At 70.6% G+C, this 22,504-nt stretch carries 19 protein-coding genes and 1 pseudogene; 8 read left to right on the forward strand and 12 right to left on the reverse strand.

Annotation, left to right across the window (positions count from 1 at the left end; genetic code table 11):
* A pseudogene (locus tag HLK59_RS35495) lies at positions 1-226 on the reverse strand (hypothetical protein); the annotation flags it as partial.
* Positions 227-322: 96 nt separating this feature from the next.
* Positions 323-2,245 (reverse strand): O-aminophenol oxidase PhsA, encoded by a 1,923-nt coding sequence (gene phsA / locus HLK59_RS35500; protein ID WP_171145726.1) that lies wholly within the window; start codon positions 2,243-2,245, stop codon positions 323-325.
* Positions 2,246-2,410: 165 nt separating this feature from the next.
* Between phsA and HLK59_RS35505 the strand changes: the two genes are divergently transcribed.
* A complete protein-coding gene (locus HLK59_RS35505; protein WP_171145727.1) occupies positions 2,411-3,214 on the forward strand; it encodes a hypothetical protein in 804 nt (267 codons plus the stop codon).
* Positions 3,215-3,233: 19 nt separating this feature from the next.
* On the opposite strand, the gene cyc2 is transcribed toward HLK59_RS35505, so the two are convergent.
* From cyc2 to HLK59_RS35530, 5 genes are all read right to left on the reverse strand, one after another.
* Positions 3,234-5,390 carry a germacradienol/geosmin synthase Cyc2 gene (gene cyc2 / locus HLK59_RS35510; protein ID WP_171145728.1) on the reverse strand — a complete coding sequence of 719 codons (2,157 nt, stop codon included), beginning with the start codon at positions 5,388-5,390 and terminating at the stop codon, positions 3,234-3,236.
* A 251-nt stretch (positions 5,391-5,641) separates the two neighbouring features.
* Positions 5,642-6,391, reverse strand: a complete 750-nt coding sequence (locus tag HLK59_RS35515) for an ABC transporter ATP-binding protein (RefSeq protein WP_171145729.1) — start codon at positions 6,389-6,391, stop codon at positions 5,642-5,644.
* Between the two features lie 47 nt (positions 6,392-6,438).
* Positions 6,439-7,320, reverse strand: a complete 882-nt coding sequence (locus tag HLK59_RS35520; RefSeq protein WP_346779884.1) for an ABC transporter permease — start codon at positions 7,318-7,320, stop codon at positions 6,439-6,441.
* Entirely contained in the window at positions 7,317-8,132 is an 816-nt protein-coding gene (locus HLK59_RS35525; RefSeq protein WP_171145730.1) for an ABC transporter permease, read from the reverse strand. The genes HLK59_RS35520 and HLK59_RS35525 overlap by 4 nt, the downstream gene beginning before the upstream one ends.
* On the reverse strand, positions 8,129-9,103 hold the full coding sequence (locus tag HLK59_RS35530) for an ABC transporter substrate-binding protein (protein WP_171145731.1): 975 nt from the start codon (positions 9,101-9,103) through the stop codon (positions 8,129-8,131). The genes HLK59_RS35525 and HLK59_RS35530 overlap by 4 nt, the downstream gene beginning before the upstream one ends.
* Before the next feature lie 149 nt (positions 9,104-9,252).
* Here HLK59_RS35530 and HLK59_RS35535 point away from each other — a divergent pair, with 149 nt between their 5' ends.
* Positions 9,253-10,509, forward strand: coding sequence for a cytochrome P450 (locus HLK59_RS35535; protein WP_171145732.1), 1,257 nt, complete (start codon positions 9,253-9,255; stop codon positions 10,507-10,509).
* A 19-nt stretch (positions 10,510-10,528) separates the two neighbouring features.
* Here HLK59_RS35535 and HLK59_RS35540 read toward each other — a convergent pair whose 3' ends face one another.
* From HLK59_RS35540 to HLK59_RS35550, 3 genes are all read right to left on the reverse strand, one after another.
* A complete protein-coding gene (locus tag HLK59_RS35540; RefSeq protein ID WP_171145733.1) occupies positions 10,529-11,695 on the reverse strand; it encodes a damage-control phosphatase ARMT1 family protein in 1,167 nt (388 codons plus the stop codon).
* 22 nt (positions 11,696-11,717) lie between these two features.
* Positions 11,718-12,365 (reverse strand): ScbR family autoregulator-binding transcription factor, encoded by a 648-nt coding sequence (locus tag HLK59_RS35545; RefSeq protein ID WP_171145734.1) that lies wholly within the window; start codon positions 12,363-12,365, stop codon positions 11,718-11,720.
* 268 nt (positions 12,366-12,633) lie between these two features.
* Positions 12,634-14,436, reverse strand: a complete 1,803-nt coding sequence (locus HLK59_RS35550; RefSeq protein ID WP_171145735.1) for a S8 family serine peptidase — start codon at positions 14,434-14,436, stop codon at positions 12,634-12,636.
* A gap of 350 nt (positions 14,437-14,786) precedes the next feature.
* Between HLK59_RS35550 and HLK59_RS35555 the strand changes: the two genes are divergently transcribed.
* Positions 14,787-15,710 carry a lytic polysaccharide monooxygenase gene (locus tag HLK59_RS35555; protein WP_171145736.1) on the forward strand — a complete coding sequence of 308 codons (924 nt, stop codon included), beginning with the start codon at positions 14,787-14,789 and terminating at the stop codon, positions 15,708-15,710.
* Positions 15,711-15,728: 18 nt separating this feature from the next.
* Here HLK59_RS35555 and HLK59_RS35560 read toward each other — a convergent pair whose 3' ends face one another.
* Positions 15,729-16,382 carry a Tat pathway signal sequence domain protein gene (locus HLK59_RS35560; RefSeq protein WP_171145737.1) on the reverse strand — a complete coding sequence of 218 codons (654 nt, stop codon included), beginning with the start codon at positions 16,380-16,382 and terminating at the stop codon, positions 15,729-15,731.
* A gap of 633 nt (positions 16,383-17,015) precedes the next feature.
* On the opposite strand from HLK59_RS35560, the gene HLK59_RS35565 reads away from it, so the two are divergent.
* Together HLK59_RS35565 and HLK59_RS35570 are read left to right on the forward strand one after the other, a co-directional pair.
* Entirely contained in the window at positions 17,016-17,687 is a 672-nt protein-coding gene (locus HLK59_RS35565; protein WP_171145738.1) for a DUF6230 family protein, read from the forward strand.
* Between the two features lie 14 nt (positions 17,688-17,701).
* The gene (locus tag HLK59_RS35570) at positions 17,702-18,142 is read left to right on the forward strand and encodes a DUF6114 domain-containing protein (protein ID WP_171145739.1); all 441 of its coding nucleotides are present in this window, start codon (positions 17,702-17,704) and stop codon (positions 18,140-18,142) included.
* Positions 18,143-18,438: 296 nt separating this feature from the next.
* On the opposite strand, the gene tatA is transcribed toward HLK59_RS35570, so the two are convergent.
* Positions 18,439-18,648 carry a Sec-independent protein translocase subunit TatA gene (gene tatA, locus HLK59_RS35575; RefSeq protein WP_171145740.1) on the reverse strand — a complete coding sequence of 70 codons (210 nt, stop codon included), beginning with the start codon at positions 18,646-18,648 and terminating at the stop codon, positions 18,439-18,441.
* A gap of 184 nt (positions 18,649-18,832) precedes the next feature.
* Between tatA and HLK59_RS35580 the strand changes: the two genes are divergently transcribed.
* From HLK59_RS35580 to HLK59_RS35590, 3 genes are all read left to right on the forward strand, one after another.
* Positions 18,833-20,350, forward strand: coding sequence for an LCP family protein (locus HLK59_RS35580; RefSeq protein WP_171145741.1), 1,518 nt, complete (start codon positions 18,833-18,835; stop codon positions 20,348-20,350).
* A gap of 91 nt (positions 20,351-20,441) precedes the next feature.
* Entirely contained in the window at positions 20,442-21,257 is an 816-nt protein-coding gene (locus HLK59_RS35585; protein WP_171145742.1) for an SAM-dependent methyltransferase, read from the forward strand.
* Positions 21,258-21,469: 212 nt separating this feature from the next.
* Positions 21,470-22,474 (forward strand): substrate-binding domain-containing protein, encoded by a 1,005-nt coding sequence (locus tag HLK59_RS35590; RefSeq protein WP_171145743.1) that lies wholly within the window; start codon positions 21,470-21,472, stop codon positions 22,472-22,474.
* Positions 22,475-22,504 lie beyond the last annotated feature (30 nt).

Consider the following 22,504-nt stretch of genomic DNA (forward strand, 5'->3'; position numbering starts at 1 on the left):
CCCGGCACCCGCACGCCGCACCCCGCCGTGCCCGGAAGCTGCGGACCGTGCCGAGGCCTACGCCGGACAGGACCAGGACCGTGCCGACGAACAGCGCGAGCAGCACGGTCCGCAGCTTCCGGGCACGGCGGGGTGCGGCGTGCGGGTGCCGGGCGGCGCGGGTTCTGCTGCCGCCGCCCGGCTCCTGGCCGGGCATCGGCTTCGGACGCAACGCGGTCTGTTCCATGGCTTGCCTCCGGCGCACACAGGGTCGCTCCCAGCTGGTGCTCTACCCGGGACCGCGGCGCCGGACGAGCCACGAACGAGTGAGACTGACCGACGGTCAGGAACGGGAAGCCATGGGTGTTCGGTGGCCGTCAGCCCGTGTGCCCCTCCCCGTGCCCTCCCCGTGCCCGCCGTGATGTCCGCCGCCGTGGTCGAACTTCAGGGCCTCGGGCGGCAGGACGACGAAGGGCCGCATCATGCCCATGTCCTCGTGCTCCAGGAAGTGGCAGTGGTACATGAAGCGGCCGTACGCCCCGTCGAACCTGCCCATGATGCGGAGCATCTGGCCGCCCGGGACGCGGTAGACGTCCTTGTGTCCGAGTTCGTTGGGCGCCAGCGGGATCGTCCTGGTCGGGTCGTACGCGATCGGTGTGCGGGTGCCGCCCACCGCCTGGTCGAAGCCCGACACCACGTAGGGGTCGCGCCCCAGCGCCTGGAAGTCGGCCAGGTGGATGTGCATCGGGTGGGGGATCGGCGCGAGGTTGAGGAAGCTCCACTGTTCGTGGCTGCCCTCGGCGATGGTGAAGCCCAGGCCGTCGTTGAAGGTCCGGGCCGTGCGCCGGTAGGTCTTCGTGGTGCCGTCCGGACCGGTGACCTGGATGATCCCCTCGGCGGGGACCTGGATGCCGCTCGCGTCCTCGACCTCGGTCGTCTCCCAGATCTCCGGGTGTCCGCCGCCGCCCTTGGTGCCGGGCGGCGTGAGCACGATCAGCCGGTGGCCGTGCGCCACGTCGTGCGTGATCCGGCGGAAGGAGCCCGAGAGCACCTCGGGCAGCTCGAAGGTGTCCGTCTCGCAGGACTCACGGACCCGGAACTCCATGACGGCCGGGTAGCGCACATTGCCCACCGGGTCGGGCACGCCCACGGGCTGGTTGGGGCCCTTGTTGACCAGCCGGAGCCTGCGGCCCGCGAGGCCGCGGAAGTCGACCAGCAGGTCGAAGCGCTCGGCCGGGGCGGCGGTCAGGGTGGGCAGCGCGCCGTCGAAGTCGATCGGCACGGGCCGCGGCAGCAGCCCGCCGTCGCTGCCGATCTGGCACACGATGCCCGGCACCGGGTTGTCGTCCTCGTCCACCAGGACCAGGTCGTAGATCCGCGCGTTCGACGCGTTCACCAGGCGGAAGCGGTACCAGGCGTCGTCCACGTCGGCGTACGGCCAGATGCGGCCGTTGACCGTGGTGTACGGGCCGAGGAACGGTGTCGTGACCGGCTTGCCCGTCTCCGGGTGGGACGGGTTCACCACGATCGTCTTGTGCAGCAGCCGGCCGTTGAGGAGGCCGTCCTCGTCGGTGTCGAGGTTGCGGTCGGCGAGCAGCAGCGGGATCTCCCGCTCCCCGTAGGGGAGGTGGAGGGCGTCCTCCTCCTCGTCACGGACGAGGTAGGTGCCGTACAGGCCAGCCATCACGTTCCACCGCGTGATGTTCATGGCGTGGTCGTGGTACCACCACTGGACCGCCTGGTGGTCGTTCGGGTACTCGGAGAGCTGGGCGTCGCCGGAACCCACGGCGTTGTCCGCCCAGCCGTCATTGCCGCCGCCCGTCTGGGCGCCGTGCAGATGGGTCACCGACCAGGCGGGCAGGGCGGCCACGTCCGCGTGGGGCTCGACGCCGCCGCGGCCGGGCTCGGTGGTGGCGGGCGGGGTGCCCGCCGGGCGGACCGGTACCTCGACGGCGGTGACCGGGTACTCGCTGCCCCGGGGAACGCGGTTCGTCCAGGCGATGCGGAGCCGCTGGCCGCGCCGCACCTCGATGGTGGGGCCGGGCACCAGGCCCTCGTACCCCCACATCAGGGTGGGCGGCAGTTGCGGGTGCAGCCGGACCCAGGTCGGTTGCAGGGCGATCTCCGTCTCGCGCAGCAGGTCGCCCGTGGCGGGCCGCAGGACGGGTGGGACGGGCAACGGCGCGACATACGGCGTCAGTTCACCCGGCGCCGCCTTCCGCTCCCCCTTGTCGCTCTCCGTGAGCCTCTCGATGATGTCGGTCAAGGTCGCACACCCCCGTGTGTTCTGTCGTCATGCTTCCCTCACCCCGGAAGACTCGTGGCGCATCGCCGAAGTTCCCTGAATATCCCGTTCCGCACGAGAAGGTCCGAAAACAGCGCACGGCCGCGCGAACTCCCGTTGTCAGTGGCGGCTGTTACGTTCGGTGACATGACTGATCACGCTCTTCGGCTCCTGCGCGCGAACCCACGGCTGGCCGCGCTGGCCGAGTTCCCGTTCGACTTCTCCCTCGCCCGCGCGGAGTACGGCCATGTGGAGCCGGTCCGTCTGGTCTCCGGCGGTGCCCTGGAGGTCGTGGCCGGGGACGCCGGTGGCGGTACGTACTTCCTGTGCGAGGACGGCTCGGTGCTGTTCGCCGACTCCGACGGCATGGCCGGGCTCGTCGGCTCCGGCTTCGACGAGGCGTTCGAGATCCGGATCGGCTTGGGAGGGGAGGACGAGCCGGACGAGGAAAAGGAGTACTACGGCTTCGAGGCCGCGCGGGCCGAACTGCGGGCCGCTCTGGGCTTCCCGGAGCGCTCCCGAGAGGAGCTCGAAGCGCTGCTGGACGCTGCGCAGGCGCGTACCTGGCCCGACTTCCTGCTGCTCAACGCCGAGGAGGGGTGCGCCTACGAGCTCGCCGGCCCGCCGCCGCCCCCGCTGTGGGAGTGCGTGCGGGTGCCCGCCGGCTTCGAGGGCGACCCCGCCCGGGAGCCGCTGTACACCTGGACGGACCTGGCCCTGGCCCAGGGCCGGACCAACCTCGCCCGTGCGGCGCTCATACAGCGGTTCGACGCGATCTACCAGGACCAGGGGCTGCTGCGACGGGCGGACGACCCCTCCCGGCTGGACACGGCCGAACTGACGCTCCTCGCGGACCACTTGGACCGCATCGGCGAGCCCCTCCCGGCGGAGCACGCCCGGCGTCTCCACGCGGCGCTCCGGGAGACCCCGGAGGGCTCCGGGACACCGTGACGGAGCCCGGAGCGCCGGGTCAGCCCGCGAGCGGCAGGGCCGGCGGCCGGTCCGGGAGGAAGCCGTGGGACCGGCGGGACAGGTACCCGGCCTTGTAGCGGTCGACGGTGCGGTGCCAGTGCAGGATGCCCGCCATCCAGTTCCGCAGGTCGGCGACGTAGTCGCCCATGATCTCGCGCGCCTCGTCCGAGAGGTCGAAGTCGTCGTAGACGACGGGCAGTTCATGCTCGGCGACGTGTTGGAACTGCTGCATGCGCTGGGTCATCAGGTCATGGACGACGTGGAGCGCTGTGGGGTAGTCGACGCCGAAGAAGTTCTGCACCACGAGGATCGCGTTGTGGACCTCGCCCTCGTACTCGATCTCCTTCTGGTAGGAGAAGACGTCGTTGACGAGCATGCCGTAGTCGATGGCCGCGTTCTCCAGCGAGCGGACCGGGCCGCTGCGGTAGACCTCCGGCGGGACGGCGGGGCCGTGGCCCATCCGGCACAGGCTCATGGTGAGGTCGGAGCCGAAGGTGGCGCGGCGCATCTCCAGATAGTCGACCGGGTCGGGGATCCGGTTCTGGATCTGGTTGGAGAGCTCCCAGAGCCAGCTCTCGGTCATCACGTTCACGGAGTCCTTGAAGGTGCGCCGCTGGTCCGGCGTCATCTCCGCCGTCGTGCGCGGCCACAGGTCGATCAGGCCGCGCTCCATGCCGTTCAGCGGCTCCGGGACCGCCTCGCCCGCCACGGGCATGCAGTCCGACAGCCGCCGGGTGATCAGCTTCGCGGTGGCGAGGTCGCGGCGGTGGCCGAAGACCAGCGGGTAGTAGTCGTCGCCGTACGTCCCCCAGGCGAGCCACTGCGCGCTGAGGTCGAGGGCCTCGGGTGTCGCGTCCGGGTCGAGTCCCGCCGAGCACAGCGGCAGGTCGGCCGCGGCCAGCCGGTCCTCGTCCCAGACGCCCTCCTGGAGCATGCCCATCCGGTGCATCCACTCGGTGAGCCGGGGGCGGGCGGCGGGCAGATGCGGGCAGAGCTCGACCTCGAACGGCATGTGGAAGTCGGGGAGTCGGGACGGACCGACCTTCTGGTACGGCACATGCGTGTGCGCGCGCAGACGCTCGGCGCCGGCCGCGGCGAGCAGCGCTCCGATGTCGGCGGCGGAGGTGCCCGGGCCGGTGAGGCCCTGCCAGGGTGAGGTGGAGGTGGCGCCCTCGTTCATGTAGCGGCTGGAGCGCAGGTGCCACTCGTGGCCGCCGGACTGCCAGTCCTGAAGTCCCTTGGTGTAGGCGGCGACCGCGGCGACCTCGCCCGGGGCGAGACCTTTCTCCAGGGCCAGCGCGGGCACCTCGGTGAGGGCGGTGTGCTCGAACTGGTGGAGCCGGGAGGTGAGGATGTCGTTGACGGTGTCGGCGGCCTGCTGGGTGGTGCAGCCGAAGAAGGTCTCCAGGACCAGCACACCGTTGCTGTTCTCGCCCTCGTCCTCGACCTCCCGCTGGTAGGAGAAGAGGTCGTTGCGCAGATGGACGGCGTCGGCGAACGTCTCCATGAGGACCCGCAGCGGCCTGGACTCCGCGACGGCGACGGGCACTTCGGCGGTCGCGTACTCGACGAGCCCCGCCGACCAGGGGGCGCCTCCCACCTTGCGGCGCATCTCGATGTACTCGACGGGGTTGGCGATCCGCCCCTCATTGATGTTGGACAGTTCCCACAGGGACTCGTTGAGGAGATGCTCGGTGGCGACGGCGAAGCGGCGGCGCCAGTCGGCGGACATGGCGGGCACGGTCCGCGTCCACAGGTCGGCGAGGCCCGCCTCGACGGGGTTCTCCGGCTCGGGCATCGGCGTGGCGAGGTCCATCGGCATGAACAGGGGCAGCCGGTCGAGGTAGGCCTTGCCGCCGGCGCGGTCCTGGGTGCGTTTGAAGATCTCCAGGAAGTGGTCGTCGAAGAAGAAGACCCACACGTACCAGTCGGTGATCAGCGACAGGGCGGGGCCATCGCAGTCGGGGTGGGTGTAGGCGCAGAGCAGACCGTAGTCATGGGCGTCGAGGTCGGACTGCTCCCAGACCCCGGATCCCTCCAGCATGCCCATGTCGCGTGCCCACCGGGTCGAGTGGGCGCGTGCCTCCTCGACGTGCGGGTTCAGCCGCGCGGGATACGGCATGTAGAAGTGCGGGAGTTCGAAGGGCTGCGTCATGGGCGGGGCCCTACCCAGGCCCTTCCGGGGGCATCCACGGCACGGCACATGATCACACCATCGCGTGAATCGGGGCCGAACCCGGGAGTTCTCGACGGGTCTTGTGGCGTTCTTCTCCGCGCGCAGACATCGGGAATCCGGCGTACGACACATCCGACTGCGACGACCGCGCGCGGGAATCCGTCGCCCCGCCGAGCGGGTCGGGCGAAGTCCGCTAACGACGGCACCTCACCGCTCAGCCGGCGGAGCGCTCAGGTGCCCCGCACCGCCCGCCCCACCCGCGCCCTGAGGGCCACGAACTCCGGGAGTCCGCGGGTCCCGATCTGCTCCCGCTCGCCCGGCAGGTCGACCGGCAGGTCGAGGACGACGTGGGAGCCGGGGCCCGGGGACAGGACGACGACGCGGTCGCCGACGTAGACGCTCTCGTCGATGTCGTGGGTGACGAACACGATGGTCGTGCCGTCGGTGCGGTGGACCTCCAGGAGGAGGTCCTCCAGGTCCTCGCGGGTCTGGGCGTCCAGGGAGCCGAAGGGTTCGTCCATGAGCAGCAGTGAGGGGCGGCAGACCAGGGCGCGGGCGATGGCGACGCGCTGCTGCATGCCTCCGGAGAGCTGCCAGGGGTGGCGTCCGGCGGCGCCGTCGAGGCCGACACGTTCCAGGATGCGTCCGGCCTCGGCGCGGCGCCGGTCCCGGCGAAGGCCGCGGCGGCGCAGCGGGAGGGCGACGTTGTCGCGGACGGTGAGCCAGGGGTAGAGGGAGCGGCCGTAGTCCTGGAAGACGACCGCGAGCCGGTCGGGTACGCCGGTGACGGGGGTGCCGTCGACGGTGACCGTGCCCTCGCGGGCGGGCAGCAGTCCGGCGACGGTGCGCAGGAGGGTGGACTTGCCGCAGCCGGACGGGCCGACCACGCACAGGAGTTGGCCGTCGGGGACGGTGAGCGTGAGGTCGGTGAGGACGGGGTGGTCGCCGTAGTACTGGCCGACCGCGTCGAGGCGGAGCATGTGCGTGTGTCACCTGGCCCGGGGGTCGTGGGGTGGCTCGGTACGGGTCATGCGGTCGCCCTCCCGCTGCCGACGAGGCGTTTCTCGACCGCCAGCAGCCCGGTGTTGAGCAGATGTCCGAGGGCGCCGAGCAGGACCAGGGCCGCCCATACGGTGAGCAGGTCGGAGCGGGTCTGGGCCTCGGTGAGGGTGAAGCCGATGCCGTTGGCGGTGCCCGGGAGCAGTTCCGAGAAGACCATGAGGATGAGGGAGAGCGAGAGGCTCAGTCGCAGACCCGCGAAGATGCGGGGCAGCGCGGACGGGAGGATGAGGAAGCAGAGCCGTTCGACGGGGTTCAGGCGGAGCACGGCGGCGACGTCGAGGCGCAGCGGGTCGGTGTTGCGGGCGCCTTCGGCGGTGTTGATGAGGACCGGCCAGACGGCGCTGAAGGCGATCGACGCGATCTGCATCGGCGTACCGAAGTCGAGGACCACGACGAAGACCGGGACCAGCGCGGGTGGCGGTACGGCGCGTGCGAACTGGAGGACGGGGTTGCACAGGGCGTAGGCGCGCCGCGAGCGGCCGACCGCGACGCCGAGCGCTATCCCGGCGACGGCGGCGAGCCCGAACCCGGCGCCCATCCGGCCGAGGCTGGGCAGGATGTCGGCGACGGCGGCCTCGGTGAGGAACACATGGCGGACGGGGCCGGAGAACCACAGCTCGTGGGCGTGGCGTGCGATACGGCCGGGGGGCGGGAAGTAGACGCTGCCGTGCGCCCGGGCGGCCACCTCCCAGAGGGCCACGGCGACGGCGAGGACGAGCCAGCGCAGGAGGGCGTGCCGCAGGCCGACCGGGGGGCGTCGGCGCGGCGCCGCTCTCGGGGACCGGGGCACGGCCGTCCCGTCCGGCTTCATGACGTCACCCCGGATCCCGGTGCCCCACCGCTTCACGCCGTCACCTCGTCCCCGGTCCCCCGGTGCGCCGGTGTCCACGGGAACAGCTTCCGCTCCCCCCACACCAGCACCCCGTTGATGACGAGCCCGAGGGTCCCCGCCCAGACCACGCCGGCGAGAACGTCGCGGGTGCCGTCCGTGGCGAGGCCTGCCTGGGCGATGTAGATGCCTAGGCCCTCGCCGAACCCGGCGAGGATCTCCGTGGCCACGGCGAGGATGAGGGCGACGGCGGCGGAGATGCGGATGCCCGCGGCGATGAAGGGGGCCGTGCCGGGGAGTTCGACGCGCAGGAGGACCGACAGACGGCCGAAGCCGAAGGCGCGCAGGGTCTCCTTGGCGAGGGGATCGGTCTCGCCGAGGCCGTAGACGGTGTTGAAGAGGATCGGCCACACGCAGGCGTAGGTGACGAGGGCGACCTTGGTCTCCGTGCCCGAGCCGAGGAGCAGGGAGACCAGCGGGATCAGCGCGACGGACGGCAGTGGCCGCAGGAACTCCACGATCGCGCGTACGGCGGCGTCGACGACCGGCACGCTGCCGAGGAGCAGGCCGAGCGGGACGGCGATGGCGCAGGCCAGTCCGAGGCCGAGCGCCCAGGCCCGCAGAGTGGCGCCGATTCCCTCCAGGAACGCGCTGTCGCCCGCCAACTCCACTGCCCGGACGAGGACTTCGGAGGCGGGCGGGAGGTAGCTGCGGCGGACGATCCCGGCCCGGCTCACCGCCTCGCACACACCGAAGGCGAGCAGGACGCCGAGAGCGCCCAGCCGCCACTCCCGCAGCCGCCGCTCCCGCGGCCATCCCGTCCGTCTCACTTCACCAGCAGCGTCGCCGGATCGATCGGCTTGCTCAACATCCCCTGTTTCTTCATGAGTTCGGTGAGCCGGGCGATCTGCGCCGCGTCCATGGTCGCCGGGAAGACCGGCAGGTCGATCGACTCCGCCTGTCGCCCGGTCACCTTCGTGTAGGTCGGCAGTACCTCGCGCACGGTCTCGGGGTCCGCCTCGGCGATCTTCACGGCCGCCTTGAGGGCCCGCTGGAACGCGGCCAGCGCGTCGGCGTTCTCCGAGGCGTACTTCCGGGTGGTGATGTATCCGCTGAGCGGGATGGACTCGACGGGCGCGGACGCCCCGTCCACGAGGACCCGGGCTCCCAACTCGTCCTGGATGGCGCTGTCGTAGGGCTCGACGGCGTGCACGGCGTCGACCTGCCCCTTGTCCAGGGCGGCGCCCATCTGTGCGAAGGGGATCTGCCGGTAGTCGGGCTTACCGGGGGCGCCCTGTTCCGCCAGGATCTCGTTGAAGGTCAGCGACTGGACGTTGTTGAGGACGTTGACGGCGAGTCTGCGGCCCGTGAGGTCGGCGACGGACTTGATGTCGGAGTCCTTCGGCACCAGCACGTCCATCATCTTCGGCGCGGCCCTGATCGACTCGGCGACGATCCGGATGTCGAGGGTGCCCTTCTCGTGGGCCTGGAAGTAGGTGACGTAGTTCGCGCTCGCGACCATGTCGATCTGCCCCTTGGCCAGGGCCGGAAGCGCCTGGAGGCTCTGCTGGATCTGCTGGACGCGGACGTCCAGGCCCTCCTTCTCGAACAGGCCCCGGTCCCGCGCGATGTAGAGCATGGCGCAGTCGACCAGGGGCAGCGCGGCCACGGTGACCGTCCGCCGGTCGCCGTCCGAGGACGCGGAGTCGTTGTCGTCGCCGCAGGCCGTGAGCGCGAGCGCGAGGGCGATCGCGGCGGCCGCCGCCTTTCCTCTTCCCGAACATGATGGACGTGACGCCATCCGCGCATGATGGCGCCCTGGTTGGCATGATCACTACACACAAGCAAGCCAACCATGCGCCATCGCTACCGCCACCCGCCATCGCCACCCGCGGCCATACGCTGTACGCCGCCTTGCCGCGTACCTCCTCCCGGGTCACCGTGGTCCTCATGACCCCTACCCTGGCCGGGCTCGACGTGTTCGATCCGCGACGGTACGCCGACGGTGTGCCCTACGACGCCTACCGCGTGCTGCGCGACCGCCACCCCGTGGTGCGCCAGGACGAACCCGAGGTGCTGGGGTGGCCGGCCGGACCCGGGTTCTGGGCGGTGACGCGGCACGCGGATGTCGCCCGGGTGCTCAAGGACTCGGCGACGTACTCGTCGTCCCTGGGCGCGACCCAGATCCGTGATCCCGACCCGGAGGACCTGCCGTTCATCCGCCGCATGATGCTCAATCAGGACCCGCCGCAGCACGGGAGGTTGCGGCGGCGGGTCAGCCGGGCGTTCACACCCGGGCGTATCGGCCGGTTCGCACAGGTCGCCGGTGAGCGGGCCCGGACGCTGTTCGACGACGCCCTGCGGCAGGCCCGCGCCGGGGACGGCACCGTCGACCTCGTCGCCGCGGTGACCGACGACTACGCCCTGCTCAACCTGGCCGACCTGCTCGGTGTCCCGGAGACGGACCGCGGGATGCTGCTGCACTGGACGCAGCGGGTCATCGGCTACCAGGACCCCGACGAGGCCGGCGCCCCGGTGCTGGACGGGGCGGGCAAGCCGGTGAATCCCCGCTCGCCCGCGATGCTCAAGGACATGTTCGCCTACGCCCGCCAACTCTCCGCGTACAAACGGCGTTACCCCGCCGACGACGTCATGACCACGCTCGCGCACGACGCCGAACTCGCCGACGCCGAGCTGGAGATGTTCTTCTTCCTGCTCACCGTCGCCGGCAACGACACCGTCCGCAGCGCGGCACCCGGCGGACTGCTCACCCTGGCCGAGCACCCGGAGCCGTACGAACGACTGCGCACGGGAAGCCACGAACTCACCACCGCCGTGGAGGAGTTGCTGCGCTGGCATCCCCCCGTGCTCTCCTTCCGCCGCACCGCCACGCACGACACCGAGCTGGCGGGGCGGCGGATCCGCGCGGGCGAGAAGGTGGTGGTCTTCCACGCCTCCGCCAACCGGGACGAGCGGGTCTTCGAGGCCCCGGACCGGCTGGATCTGTCGCGTACGCCGAATCCGCACCTGTCCTTCGGGGACGGACCGCACGTCTGCCTGGGGGCGCACTTCGCCCGGCTCCAGTTGCGGATGCTCTACGCGGAGGCGCTGCGGGTCCTGCCGGTCCTGCGGACGGCGGGACCGGCCAGGCGGCTGGTGTCCAACTTCATCAACGGACTCAAGAGCCTGCCGGTACAGGTCGGTTGAGGAGTTTTGACGACAGGCGCTAGGGGCGTACCTGGATCAGCGCGTGTGTGCCCCCGGTCCGCCACCGCTGTCCCTGCGCCGCCACCAGCGCGGCCTCCGTCGCGGGGGCGAGGCCGGTGATCACGTCGGACTTCAGGGTGCGCAGAGCGGCCACCGGGCCCGGGAAGCAGGCCGTGACATCGGCGAAGGGTGTCGTGGGCGGCCACCGCCGGTCCCCCACCAGGCGGCGGTAGTTGAGATCGCCCTTGACGACGGTCAGCGCGGCTCCGGCGAACTCGGCGCGGAGGTCGTCCGGCATCGCCTCGTACGGCAGCGGGGCGCAGGAGAAGGGGTGGGCGCGCACGGTGAGGCTGCCGTCGGCCATCGCCGACCACAGGTCGCGCCCGTATCCGGCCGCCGCGCCCGGCGCCCTGGTCAGCCGGCGCACGGCGTCGACCACATCGGCGGTCGTGGCGTCGGAGACGTAGTACGGATACGGCTTGACGTGCAGGATCGCCCGCCGGACGCGCCCCTGGGCGAGGAGGTGGGCGATCAGGAGCAGGTCCGGGACGAGTTCGCGGCCCGCGTTGTCGGCGACGAGACAGAGGGTGTCCGCGCCGTCGACAAGCGACCAGAGGGCGGCGCTGTCGTCGGCGACCAGGCCCGGGACGGCGGCCCGGCCCTCGGCGTCGGCGTCGGACAGCCGGAAGCCGAGGTCGGCGCGGTTGCCCCACAGCGAGCCGTGCAGCAGCGCCGCGTCCTGTTCGCCGGCGGGCCGGCCGTCGAGGGCGTCGAGCGCGGCCAGTTCCTCGTCGGTCTCCGGGGAGTCGAGCTCGGCGAGCTTGAAGGGGCGGAAGGGGTCGATACCCTGCCATGGACCCGCGTCGAAGTAGCCCACGGCTTCGAGGAGTTGGCGGTAGAACCAGCTCTCCGACCAGAGCCACGGCACATCGAACCAGGAGCGGCCGGTGTACTCGTCCGCTCCCCAGGCCGCCCATGCGGCGCGGTCCGGCGCGGTGGCCGGGAGCGGCTCGACGGTGCCCTTGGTGCAGTTCTCCAGCAGCGCGTCGAGGGCGCGGTGCTGCTCAGGGCCGTAGGGGAAGGCCTCTCGCACCTGCCGGATGATCGCGGGATGCCGCTCGGCGAGCACGCTGTACGGGAACGAGCCGGGTTCGGCGGCGAGGATCACGGGCGGGGTGTCGGGCATGGGCGCCACCGTACCGCGCGGATCACGTGGCTCTGAGCTCCCGCTCCAGGTGGGTGACGAGGCTCAGATAGCGGGCGCGGCGGGGCACCGGCACCATGCCGCGGATGAGGATGTGCCACAGCCCGGCCAGCCGGCGGGGGTGGCGGGTGACGGGTTCGAGGGAGTGGCCCACGACCCGGGTGCCGACCAGGGACGCGACGAGGGAGTGCGCGGCGGCGTCGACATCGATGTCCGGATGGAGGTCGGACTCCTTGACCGCGTCGTGGAGTCTGCGGGTGGCGATGCCCAGGCACTGGGTGAAGGGGTGCGGAAGTTCGGGGGGCAGTTCCAGGCCGCCGGTGGCGAGGCGGAGACCGGCGCTCGGCAGCGGCCCCTCCAGGGACAGCCGCGCCATGCCGAACGTGGAGCGGATCAGGGCCTCGAGCGCGGTGCAGCCGCGGCTGTCCATCTCCTCGGTGAGCCGGTCCAGGTTTCTGTACTGGATCTCCATGATCGCGTGAGCGAGATCCTGCTTCGCCGCGAAGTGGAAGTAGAGTGCGCCCTTCGTCACTTGGGCATGATCGACGATGTCGCTCAGACTCGTCGACTCGTATCCGCGCCGGTCGAACAGTTCCGCGGCGGCGGCGATGATCGCCGCGCGGGTCTGTTCGGCTCGTAACTGCCTGGCCATAGGCGAGTCTCTCCTGGGGGCGAGAGAGCATGCCCTGAAAAGAACAGGCCATGCCGTTTGTTTCTTACTCCCTGTACACGATATCTCACCGTCCGGCTGTCATCACCTGACACCCGAACTCCGTGCAGTTTCCAGGCCCCCCACAACTTGTAGCTCACTTGTGCGCGTATCGCAGACACCGGCGGGAGAAACGGGGCAGGCAGTACAAAAAGGCGGGCCGGCCGGTGCCCCATCCGCACCGGCCGGCCCGCCTGCTCGAGGCGTGTGCTCAGAAGGTCAGCTTCCAGCTGTTGAGCGTGCCCGTGTCCTGCGCGGCCGTGTCCTGGACGCGCAGCTTCCAGGTGCCGTTGGCCGTCTCGCTCGAAGCGTCCACCGTGTAGGTGGTGTTGACGTTGTCCGCGGAGTCCGAGGAGCTGGCGGACTTCAGGGTGTACACCGTGCCGTCCGGGGCGACGAGGCTGACCACCAGGTCACCGCGGTAGGTGTGGGTGATGTCCACCGCGACCTGGAGGGCCGAGGGGGCGTTGCCGGTGCGGCCGGTGACCGCGATGGAGGACTCGATCGCCGAGCCGTTGTCCGGGACGGACACGGCGGTGGTGTTGGAGAACGTCGTCCCCGTGCTCGTACCGCCGCTCACGGCCGCGACCGTCTTCGCCGCGTCCGCGAGACCCGCGCCGCAGCCGCCCGAGCAGGCACCCGGCAGGGCACGGGCGTTGTTCTTGATGGCGGTCTCGATCTGGGCCGGGGTCAGCGAGGAGTTGGCCGACTTCAACAGCGCGGCGAGGCCCGCGATGTGCGGGGTGGCCATGCTGGTGCCCTGGTAGTAGGCGTAGTTCTCGGTGGACGCCGTCGTGGCGCCGGAGTTCAGCGTCGACAGGATGCCGTTGGCGGTGCCGGTGCTGGTCTGGCCGCCGGGTGCCGAGATGTCGACCAGGGAACCGTAGTTGGAGTACGACGCCTTGGCGCCGGTGCGGCTGGTCGCGGCGACGGATATGACGTTGTTGCAGTTGCCCGGCGAGTGGGCCGAGACGTTCTCGTTGTCGTTGCCCGCGGCGACGGCGATGACGGTGCCGCGGCTGACCGCGTTGTTGATCGCCGTCTGGGTCGCGGTGGTGCAGGCACCGTCGCCACCGAGGCTCATATTGATGACCTTGGCGACGTTGGTGTTGGCGGGCACACCGGAGACGGTGCCGCCGGACGACCAGGTGATGGCGTCGATGATGTCGGAGTCGTAGCCGCCGCACTTGCCGAGGACGCGGACCGGGGAGATCTTCGCGCCGTAGGCGATGCCCGCGATGCCCTTGCTGTTGTTGGTGACCGCGGCGATGGTGCCGGCCACGTGGGTGCCGTGCCAGGAGGAGTTGGAGGCCGGGATGCCGGAGCCGCACTCGTTGGCCGCGTAGTGGTCACCCGGGTCGGCGGGGTTGCTGTCGCGGCCGTTGCCGTCGACGGAGACCGCGGTGTCGGCGATGAAGTCGTAGCCGGCGACGATGTTCGCGGCGAGGTCGGTGTGGGCGACGTAGCCGGTGTCGATGACGGCGACGGTGACGCCGGTGCCGGTGGTGGTGGACCAGGCGCCGGGGACGTTCATGCCGGCCGTGGACTCGAACAGGTCCCACTGCTTGGCGTACTCGGTGTCGTTCGGGTCGGCCTGCGGTGTGTTCAGGCGGTCCGGTACGACGTAGGCGACCTGCGGGTCGGCCTTGTACTCGGCGACCACGTCGGCGACATCGGTGCGGGTCAGGTCCGTGCCCAGGTCGACCAGGGCGGCGCCGGTGCCGAGACGGCGCTGGAAGTCGACGTCCTCGCCGGCCTCCTTGCCCTTGGCGGCGGCGTCGGCCTCGGCGGCCTTGTTCGACTTGGCCTCGGTGGCACCGGACTTGTAGCCGACGATGAGGCGCTCGGCCGTGATGCCGGGGGCGGCCTCGGTCTGCGCGGTGGGGACCGCGGCGGCCTGCGGGGCGGCCGATTCCTGGGCCACGGCGACGGTGGTACCGGCCGCCGAGAACAGCGCGGCGGAGACCGCGGCGACGGAGAGCAGCTTCCGTCGCAGGGAGGGGGAGGTACGCAAGGGCTTGCCTTTCGTAGCCGTCTCCGGGCAGGGCGGAGCGGCGGTCTGATCGCTTCGTCGGTGAAGCGGCGGGGGGGTAGATCGAAAAGCGGCGCGGTGGCCGGCCAAGCGCGTGAGCCGATTGCTGAAGGGGTTACCTGTGGGTCGGCTGTGGTGGAACGATAGGCAAAGGAAAGGTCATGTGAATACAGGGGAAACCCTCGATCCGGCGGGAAACCCACCCTCGCCGTCAGGGAGTTGAGGGGGAATGGACCCTTTCGCCCTTGCTGTACCGCGCTGAACGCGCCGGGCCCGGTTTCCGTACTGCACGGGAGCAAACCGTTCCCGCGCCGGCCGAGGAGACGTCCCGGATGCCCCGGATGACCGCATACCGCACCGTTCTGGCGGCCGCCGCCGCCCCGCTGCTGCTCACCGTCTGGTCGGCGGGCCCGGCGCAGGCACACGGCGCGCCGACGGATCCGGTGAGCCGTGCCTACGCCTGCTCCCCCGACGGCGGCGACCGGGCCGGTACGGCGGCCTGCCGTGCCGCCATCGCCGCGAACGGCAGTTCCTTCGCGGCCTGGGACAACCTGCGGATCGCGAACGTGAACGGCCGCGACCGGCAGACCGTTCCCGACGGCGAGCTGTGCAGCGGCGGCCTGCCGGCCTACAAGGGCCTCGACCTCACCCGTACCGACTGGCCGTCGACCCGCCTCACACCGGGCGCGTCGATGACGATGACGTACGCCTCGACGATCCCGCACACCGGCACGTTCAAGATGTTCCTGACCAAGCCCGGCTACGACCCGTCGAAGCCGCTCACCTGGTCCGACCTGCCGTCGCAGCCCTTCGCCGAGGTCAAGGACCCGGCGCTGACGGGCGGCGCGTACCGGCTGCGGGCGAAGCTGCCCTCCGACCGGACCGGTCGCCATGTGCTGTACACGATCTGGCAGAACAGCAGTACGCCGGACACCTACTACTCGTGTTCCGACGTGGTGTTCCCGGCGGCCGCGAAAGACAACGCGGAAGAGAAGACGCAGGAGCCGAGCACTCCTTCGCCCTCCCCGTCCGTGACCGCGGGCGCGAAGGCCCGTGAGAGCGCCTCGCCGAGCGCCGAGCCCCGGACGGCGACACCTTCCGCGACGCCGTCGAAGGCGGCCCCCGACACCACCCCCGTGGCCTCCACGCCCACCGCGGACTCCGGCCCTTCGGCCCCGCTCGTGGCGGGCGGCGCCGCCGCGGTGCTGGTGCTCACCGGGGGCGCCGCCCTGGCGCTGCGTCTGCGTCGACGCTGAACGCCGTTCACGCGAGGGTCAGTTGACGTAGACCGCCGCGCCGTCGGAGGTGGCGACCGGGGCGTACTTCGCGGTCCAGTAGCCGCTGCTCGGGCAGAGCGAGGAGCCGGAGCTCCTGGTGAACTGCTGGTTGGTGAACTGGATGCTGTTGTCGGTGTTGGAGGCCGCGCCGGTGAGGCTGGTGTTCGTCGCCTGGTAGACACAGGTGACGCTGCCCAGCAGGGTCCTGAGCACGACGGTGGTCTGGATGGCCCCCGCGGTGCCCGGGGAGACGGTGACGGTGCCGTCGGAGGCCACGGTGGTGGTGTAGTTCAGGTTGTTGACCGTGACGCTGGTGACGCCGAGCACACCGATGTTGTTCGAGGTGCAGTCGCTGAAGGTGTGCGCGGTGAGCGTCTCGGAGGCCGTGCCGGGAGCGGCCGGGTTGCTGTCGACCGTCGCGTTGAACTGCGAGGTGGTGCAGGTGATGCCCGTGGTGCCGGTCGCGCTGGAGTAGAGCGTGGCCGTGGTGCCGCTCGCCAGGCTTGCGCTGACCGCGGTGCCGTCGGCGACGGCGTCACCGGCCAGGGAGCCGGTGGTCAGGACGTTGTCCGCGGCCGACGCCGGGGAGATCGCCGGGAGGGTGAAGGCGGCGAGGGCGGCGGTGAGGGTGAGGAGGGTTCTCGTACGCATGCGGGGGTGCCTCTTTTCCGAGGTGCGGGGTTCGAAAGGGGTGGGGGGACGCGACGCGGCGTCCGCCGTCACCGGCCCGTCACGCCTTCTCCGTACGTGACGGACCGGCAACGGCAGCCGGCCGGTGACCGGCCGGAGAGCCGTGGGGTGGCCTCCGGCCGGACCGGGCGGAATGGCACTCGGCACGGACCGAGGGGGGAAGCGACCGTGTGGGTGCCTGGGAGGAGGCGGGCACAGGAGGTGCCCGGTACGGACAGGACGTCCGGGAGACGCGGGCAGTGCCGCGTGACGGATCCGGCGCCACGGATCCGGGTGAACCAGTGAGAGTTGTAGACCTGATGGTCAGTCAACGTCAAGGAGAAACAAAGGAGTTGACGATCGTTCAATGGTTTTTTCGAGACACTGGAATTCCTTGACGCACAGGTGGGGCACATCCGACACCCTTTTTCCACAACTCCCTTGACCCTCGAAAGTAACCCCGGGTAACTTCCTCTGCGGCTACTGCGGAGTAGCGAAGAAAGCCCTTGCGTCCGCCGGGAGTTGCGAGGGGTCGCGCGCCGCATGCGCTGTCCGCGCCAGGACAACGTGCCAGTGAGATGCCAGACCGCACTTTCTATGCACCTGGGAGCAGACATGGCCTCGTCCTCGGACGTCTCGTCGTCCGCCGACAACACCCCCGAGAACCCGGAAAGCGGTTCCTCGCCCGACCCCGTCAGACGTGGACGGGTCCGGGCTCGCCGGGCCGCCGTGATGGCGGTGCCGGCCACGCTGGTCGCCGCGACACTCGCGGTTCTCACCGCGGAGGGCGCGCTGGGCGTGCAGTTCGCGATCTCCGGGATGCCGTTCACGGTCACCGCCAAGGAGCTGAACGGCACCGGGTTCGAGCAGTTCGGCGGACTCGACAACATGGCGCCGGGCAGCCCCAACGAGGGCGACACCGGGGGGCAGGTGCTGGTCGTGACCTCCGCGATCAAGAACGCGACCCTCGACAGCCTGTGCCAGAGCGTCGACCTCGGCGGCATCAACCTGCTCATCAAGGCGGGCAGCGGATCGCAGAAGGTGCAGGCGACCGACCTGACCACCGACTCGACCGAGCTGTCGGGTGACGCGGACTTCACCAACATCGAGATCGGCAACGACGCCAGCACGCTCACCAAGGCCGGCGTCAAGGGCCCCATCGGTGTCTTCAGCCAGCAGTCCGACACCGTGCACATCGCCAACCTGCGGCAGACCAACTACGCGACCACGGCCGCGGTGTTCAAGCTTCCGGGTCTCAAGCTCAGCTTCAGCGGCTCGGGTTGCTGATGTCTGACTCTCCGATGCCGACAGGCAGGGGAGTGCGGTCGGCCCTCCGTGACTGGCGGGCCGACCGTCCGTACTGGGGCGGGCTGCTGCTCACCCTGGGCGGGGCCGAGATCCTGCTCACCATGAAGGTGTCGCTGAAGGTCGTCCTGCACATCGGCATGCAGGGACTGGCCGGCTATCTTCTGCCGGCGCTGATGGTGGTGCTGGGTCTGCTGATCCTGTTCAACCCCGCCCAGCGCCTCTTCTACTCGATCACCGGGGTGCTGCTCACCCTGGGCACCTGGCTCACCTCCAACATGGGCGGCTTCTTCATCGGCCTGCTGCTCGGCGTGACCGGCAGCTGCATGGCCTTCGGCTGGCTGCCGGACCAGGAGCCCCGCGTGAGCCGCCGCAAGCGGCGCAAGGCCGCACGGCTGGCGGCACTCCAGGGCACCACCAAGCAACAGCCCGCCTGAACCCGCTCCACCACCGACTCCCTCTGAAACACCGGCTGTCCACCCCGACCACCTGACGCGTACGGGGTGAACAGCCGGTGTTTCAGGGGGAGTTCGGCTGTGTGGGGGCGACGGGGCCGAGGCGGCACCGGCGGGGCCGGGGGCGCGCGATGGAGGTGCGCCGCACCTGCGGATGAGCTGGTTCGCGCGGCCGAGGCGATCCCCTTCGGGTACGTCGCCGTAGGCTTCGACCCCGCCCGGGGAATCCGTGACGGTGAGGTCGCTCGTCCTCGGCGGCCGGTCGGCGACGTCCCGAGTCAGGTCGTGGGGCCCGCCGCCCGCGGGGTGGCCGGCGGCTCCGCGGCTGTGGTGTCGTCGTCCTTCAGTGCCTTCGCCTCGCTCTTGAGGATGCGCATGGACCTGCCGAGCGCTCGCGCGGTGTCGGGCAGCCTCTTCGAGCCGAACAGCACGATGACGGCTATCACGACGATCAGCAGGTGCCAGGGTTCCAGTCCGTTACGGAGCACGACGGCGACCCCTTTCTTCAGGTTCTTCGGATTCTTCAGATGGGTGCGGAGTTCTTCTCAACTCGCTCTTACGTCGGTCGAGCACACTTGCCCCGGCCGCCCGTCGGATGACGGTTGCTGCGGTGCGCAACTGTACAACCCAGGGCGAACATGACAAACCCCCGCAATACGCAAGAGGGCGCGCATGACGATCACCAGCACACGAAGGCCCGCACCGCCGCGGCACCGGCAGAGCGGCCGCCGACGGGCCGGACGTCGCCGGGGCCGCCGGATACGCGTCGCGCTGCTGGTCTGCCTCTCCGTCATGGTGCTCGCGACCGCCGGCGCCGGCTGGCTCTATCTCCGGCTGGACGGCAACATCAGCACCTTCGACTCGGGCGGTCTCTCCGGCCACCGCCCCGACGCGGCCGCCTCGAAGGGCGAGAACGTCCTGCTGATCGGCTCCGACGCCCGCACCGACGGCAACGACAAGCTCGGCGGCGGTGACAAGGACGACATAGGGCGCTCCGACACCACGTTCCTGCTGCACATCTACGCCGACCACCGGCACGCCCTCGCGGTCTCCATCCCCCGCGACACCCTGGTGACCGTCCCGCCGTGCAGGCTCCCCGACGGCAGCTGGACGAAGACCCTGACCGACACGATGTTCAACGCCGCCTACTCCGTCGGCGACACCGCCAAGGGCAACCCGGCCTGCACCCAGAACACCGTCGAGCACCTCACCGGGCTGCGCGTGGACCACACCGTCGTCGTCGACTTCAAGGGCTTCGCCCGGCTGACCGAGGTGGTCGGCGGGGTGAAGGTGTGCCTCCCCCAGGACGTCCACCAGAACGACCTCGACCCCCACCGCACGACCCCGGGCAGGCTGCTCTTCGCGAAGGGCGAGCAGACCGTCTCCGGGCAGAAGGCGCTGGACTACGTCCGGATCCGGCACGGCATCGGGGACGGCTCCGACATCGGCCGCATCAAGCGCCAGCAGGCGTTCGTGGCCAGCCTGCTCAAAGAGGTGAAGAGCAGAGGTCTCACCCCGACCAGGCTGCTGCCGCTCGCCGACGCGGCCACGAAGTCACTGACCGTCGACTCCGGTCTGGGCTCGGCCGACAAGCTCATCTCCTTCGCCATGGCACTGAAGGACATCGATCTGCACAACACCAAGTTCGTGACCCTGCCCTGGCGGTACGACGGGTCGCGCGTCGCGATCGTGCAGCCGGACGCGAGCGAGCTGTTCGCCACGCTGAAGGCGGACCGGACGATCGACGGCAAGAACGCGACCGGGAGAACCGGGAAGCCGAAGGCCACCCCGACCGCCTCCGCCACGCCCGCCTCCGCCACGCCCGTCTCCGGGGCCGGGATCGACGTCTCCGTCTACAACGGCACCACGGTGACCGGCCTGGCCGCACGGGCCGCCGCGACGCTCACGTCGGACGGGTTCACCGTCACCGGTACGTCGACGGCGGCCACCCAGGACCACACCGGCACATCGGTCGAGTACGGGCCCGGCGAGCTGTCCCGGGCCCGCACCGTCGCCGCGGCCCTCCCCGGTGCCGAGCTGGAGTCCGTCACGGGGCCCGGGATCAGCGTCGTCCTCGGCCGGTCGTACGCCGCCGGCCCCGCCGCGACACCGCCGGCCGTGCCCACCGAGGTCGCCGACGGCGCGCGGTCCGCGGATGACGATCCCTGCTCGAACCTGACGTACGGATGACGTCGGATTCTTCGAGGTCGGCACAACTCCCCTGCGTTTGATGGGAAGTTGAAACCCGAACTCGTAGTCCCCACGCGACGGGAGAGGCACCTTGCCCACCAACGGACGGCCCACCGACAGCATCGACACCAGCACCGCGCACGGCGCTCGGATCTACGACTACATCCTCGGCGGCGAGGACCACTACCCCGCCGACCGGGAGGCGGGCGACGCCATGTGCCGCGAATGGCCCGCGCTGCCCGTGCACATGCGGGCCAACCGCGACTGGATGAACCGCGCCGTGCGCTGGCTCGCCGCGGAGGCGGGGATACGGCAGTTCCTGGACATCGGCTCCGGCATCCCCACCTCGCCCAACATCCATGAGATCGCCCAGTCGGCGGCCCCGGACGCACGGGTCGTCTACGTCGACAACGACCCCCTGGTCCTCGCGCTCTCCGAGGGGCTGCTGAACAGCACACCCGAGGGCAGGACGTCGTACGTCGAGGCGGACATGCGCGACCCGGCGGCCATTCTCGGCTCCCCGCAGTTCCGCGAGACCCTCGATCCCGGCGAGCCGGTCGCGCTCACGGTCATCGCGATCGTGCACTTCATGCTGGACGAGCACGACGCCGTGGGCATCGTGCGCCGGCTCCTCGAACCGCTGCCCTCCGGCAGCTACCTGGCGATGTCCATCGGCACCGCCGAGTTCGCCCCCGAGGAGGTCGGTCGCGTCGCCCGTGAGTACGCGGCCCGCGACATGCCCATGCGGCTGCGCACCCACCCCGAGGCCGCCGAGTTCTTCACGGGCCTCGACCTCGTCGCCCCCGGGATCGTCCAGGTCCACAAGTGGCACCCGGACGGCACGGACACGGAGGCGATCCGCGACGAGGACATCGCGATGTACGGGGCGGTGGGGCGCAAGCCGTAGCCGGACCATGTACACCTGGTCCGCACCTGAACATCACGAAGCGGCACCGACAACTCACATAAAGTCGCTGCTCACTTGACTATCGACGGCCCCACGCGATTGGCTCCGGCCAGCGAGAGTCACCCGGACGGCGTACGCTGCATCGAACGTCCTCCGGGTGCTCCCTCTCGCTGTTCCTCCAGCTCGGCCGCACAGCGAGGTGCCGCACCATCATGATCATTCCTCCCCCACCTCCCGTCTCCCCAAGACGCGTTGCCGCCCTGGCCGTCGCCGTCTGTCTGCTCGTGGCCGGCTGCTCCGCATCCGGTGACACGTCGGACTCCGGCACCGCCTCCGCCGGCAAGGCGGGCGGAAGCGGGCTCAGGATCGCTCTGATCACCCACGCCCCCGAGGGCGACACCTTCTGGGACCTGGTGCGGAAGGGCGCCGAGACGGCCGCTGCCAAGGACGGCATCCAGCTGTCGTACGCCGGCGACCCCGACGCGGCCGGACAGGCCGAACTCGTACGGGACGCGGTCCGCGACAAGGTCGACGGCATCGCGGTGACCCTCGCCAAACCGCAGGCGATGCGCGGACCCATCGCCGCCGCCGAAGCGGCCGGCATCCCCGTGGTCGGCCTCAACTCCGGTATCGACTCCTGGCAGTCCGGCGGGCTGCTGGAGTTCTTCGGCCAGGACGAGAGCGTCGCCGGCCGGGCCGTCGGCGACAAACTGGACGGTCTCAAGGTCAAGCACGCGCTCTGTGTGATCCACGAGCGCGGCAACGTCGCCCTGGAGGCACGCTGCGCCGGGGTGAAGAAGACCTTCGGCGGCGAGACCGAGAACCTCTACGTGGACGGCACCGACACCAAGGCCGTGGCCGCCGTGATCACCTCCCAGCTGCGGCAGGACCCCACGGTCGACGAAGTCGTCACGAACGGCGCGCAGTTCGCGCTCACCGCGGTGGCGTCGGTGAAGGACGCGGGCAGCAAGGCGCGCGTCGCCACCTTCGACATCGACAAGGACCTGGTGAAGGCGGTCAAGAGCGGTGCCGTGCAGTTCGCCGTGGACCAACAGCCCTATCTCCAGGGGTATCTCGCGGTCGACTCGCTGTGGCTGTACCGGACCAACGGCAACGTCAGCGGCGGCGGGGTGTCCCCCGTCCTCACCGGTCCGGCGTTCGTGACGAAGGCGAACGTGGACGCGGTGGCGAAGTTCGCGGCACAAGGAACCCGCTGACCGACCCCGATCACCTGATATCCCCCACCC

The sequence above is a fragment of the Streptomyces sp. S3(2020) genome, from assembly GCF_013044505.1.
GTDB lineage: Bacteria > Actinomycetota > Actinomycetes > Streptomycetales > Streptomycetaceae > Streptomyces.

Coding starts and splice junctions, on each gene's coding strand:
- HLK59_RS35505 (WP_171145727.1), top strand. CDS start 2,411: ATGACTGATCACGCTCTTCGGCTCCTGCGCGCGAACCCACGGCTGGCC.
- cyc2 (WP_171145728.1), bottom strand. CDS start 5,390: ATGACGCAGCCCTTCGAACTCCCGCACTTCTACATGCCGTATCCCGCG.
- HLK59_RS35515 (WP_171145729.1), bottom strand. CDS start 6,391: ATGCTCCGCCTCGACGCGGTCGGCCAGTACTACGGCGACCACCCCGTC.
- HLK59_RS35530 (WP_171145731.1), bottom strand. CDS start 9,103: ATGGCGTCACGTCCATCATGTTCGGGAAGAGGAAAGGCGGCGGCCGCC.
- HLK59_RS35535 (WP_171145732.1), top strand. CDS start 9,253: ATGACCCCTACCCTGGCCGGGCTCGACGTGTTCGATCCGCGACGGTAC.
- HLK59_RS35540 (WP_171145733.1), bottom strand. CDS start 11,695: ATGCCCGACACCCCGCCCGTGATCCTCGCCGCCGAACCCGGCTCGTTC.
- HLK59_RS35545 (WP_171145734.1), bottom strand. CDS start 12,365: ATGGCCAGGCAGTTACGAGCCGAACAGACCCGCGCGGCGATCATCGCC.
- HLK59_RS35555 (WP_171145736.1), top strand. CDS start 14,787: ATGCCCCGGATGACCGCATACCGCACCGTTCTGGCGGCCGCCGCCGCC.
- HLK59_RS35560 (WP_171145737.1), bottom strand. CDS start 16,382: ATGCGTACGAGAACCCTCCTCACCCTCACCGCCGCCCTCGCCGCCTTC.
- HLK59_RS35565 (WP_171145738.1), top strand. CDS start 17,016: ATGGCCTCGTCCTCGGACGTCTCGTCGTCCGCCGACAACACCCCCGAG.
- HLK59_RS35570 (WP_171145739.1), top strand. CDS start 17,702: ATGCCGACAGGCAGGGGAGTGCGGTCGGCCCTCCGTGACTGGCGGGCC.
- HLK59_RS35580 (WP_171145741.1), top strand. CDS start 18,833: ATGACGATCACCAGCACACGAAGGCCCGCACCGCCGCGGCACCGGCAG.
- HLK59_RS35590 (WP_171145743.1), top strand. CDS start 21,470: ATGATCATTCCTCCCCCACCTCCCGTCTCCCCAAGACGCGTTGCCGCC.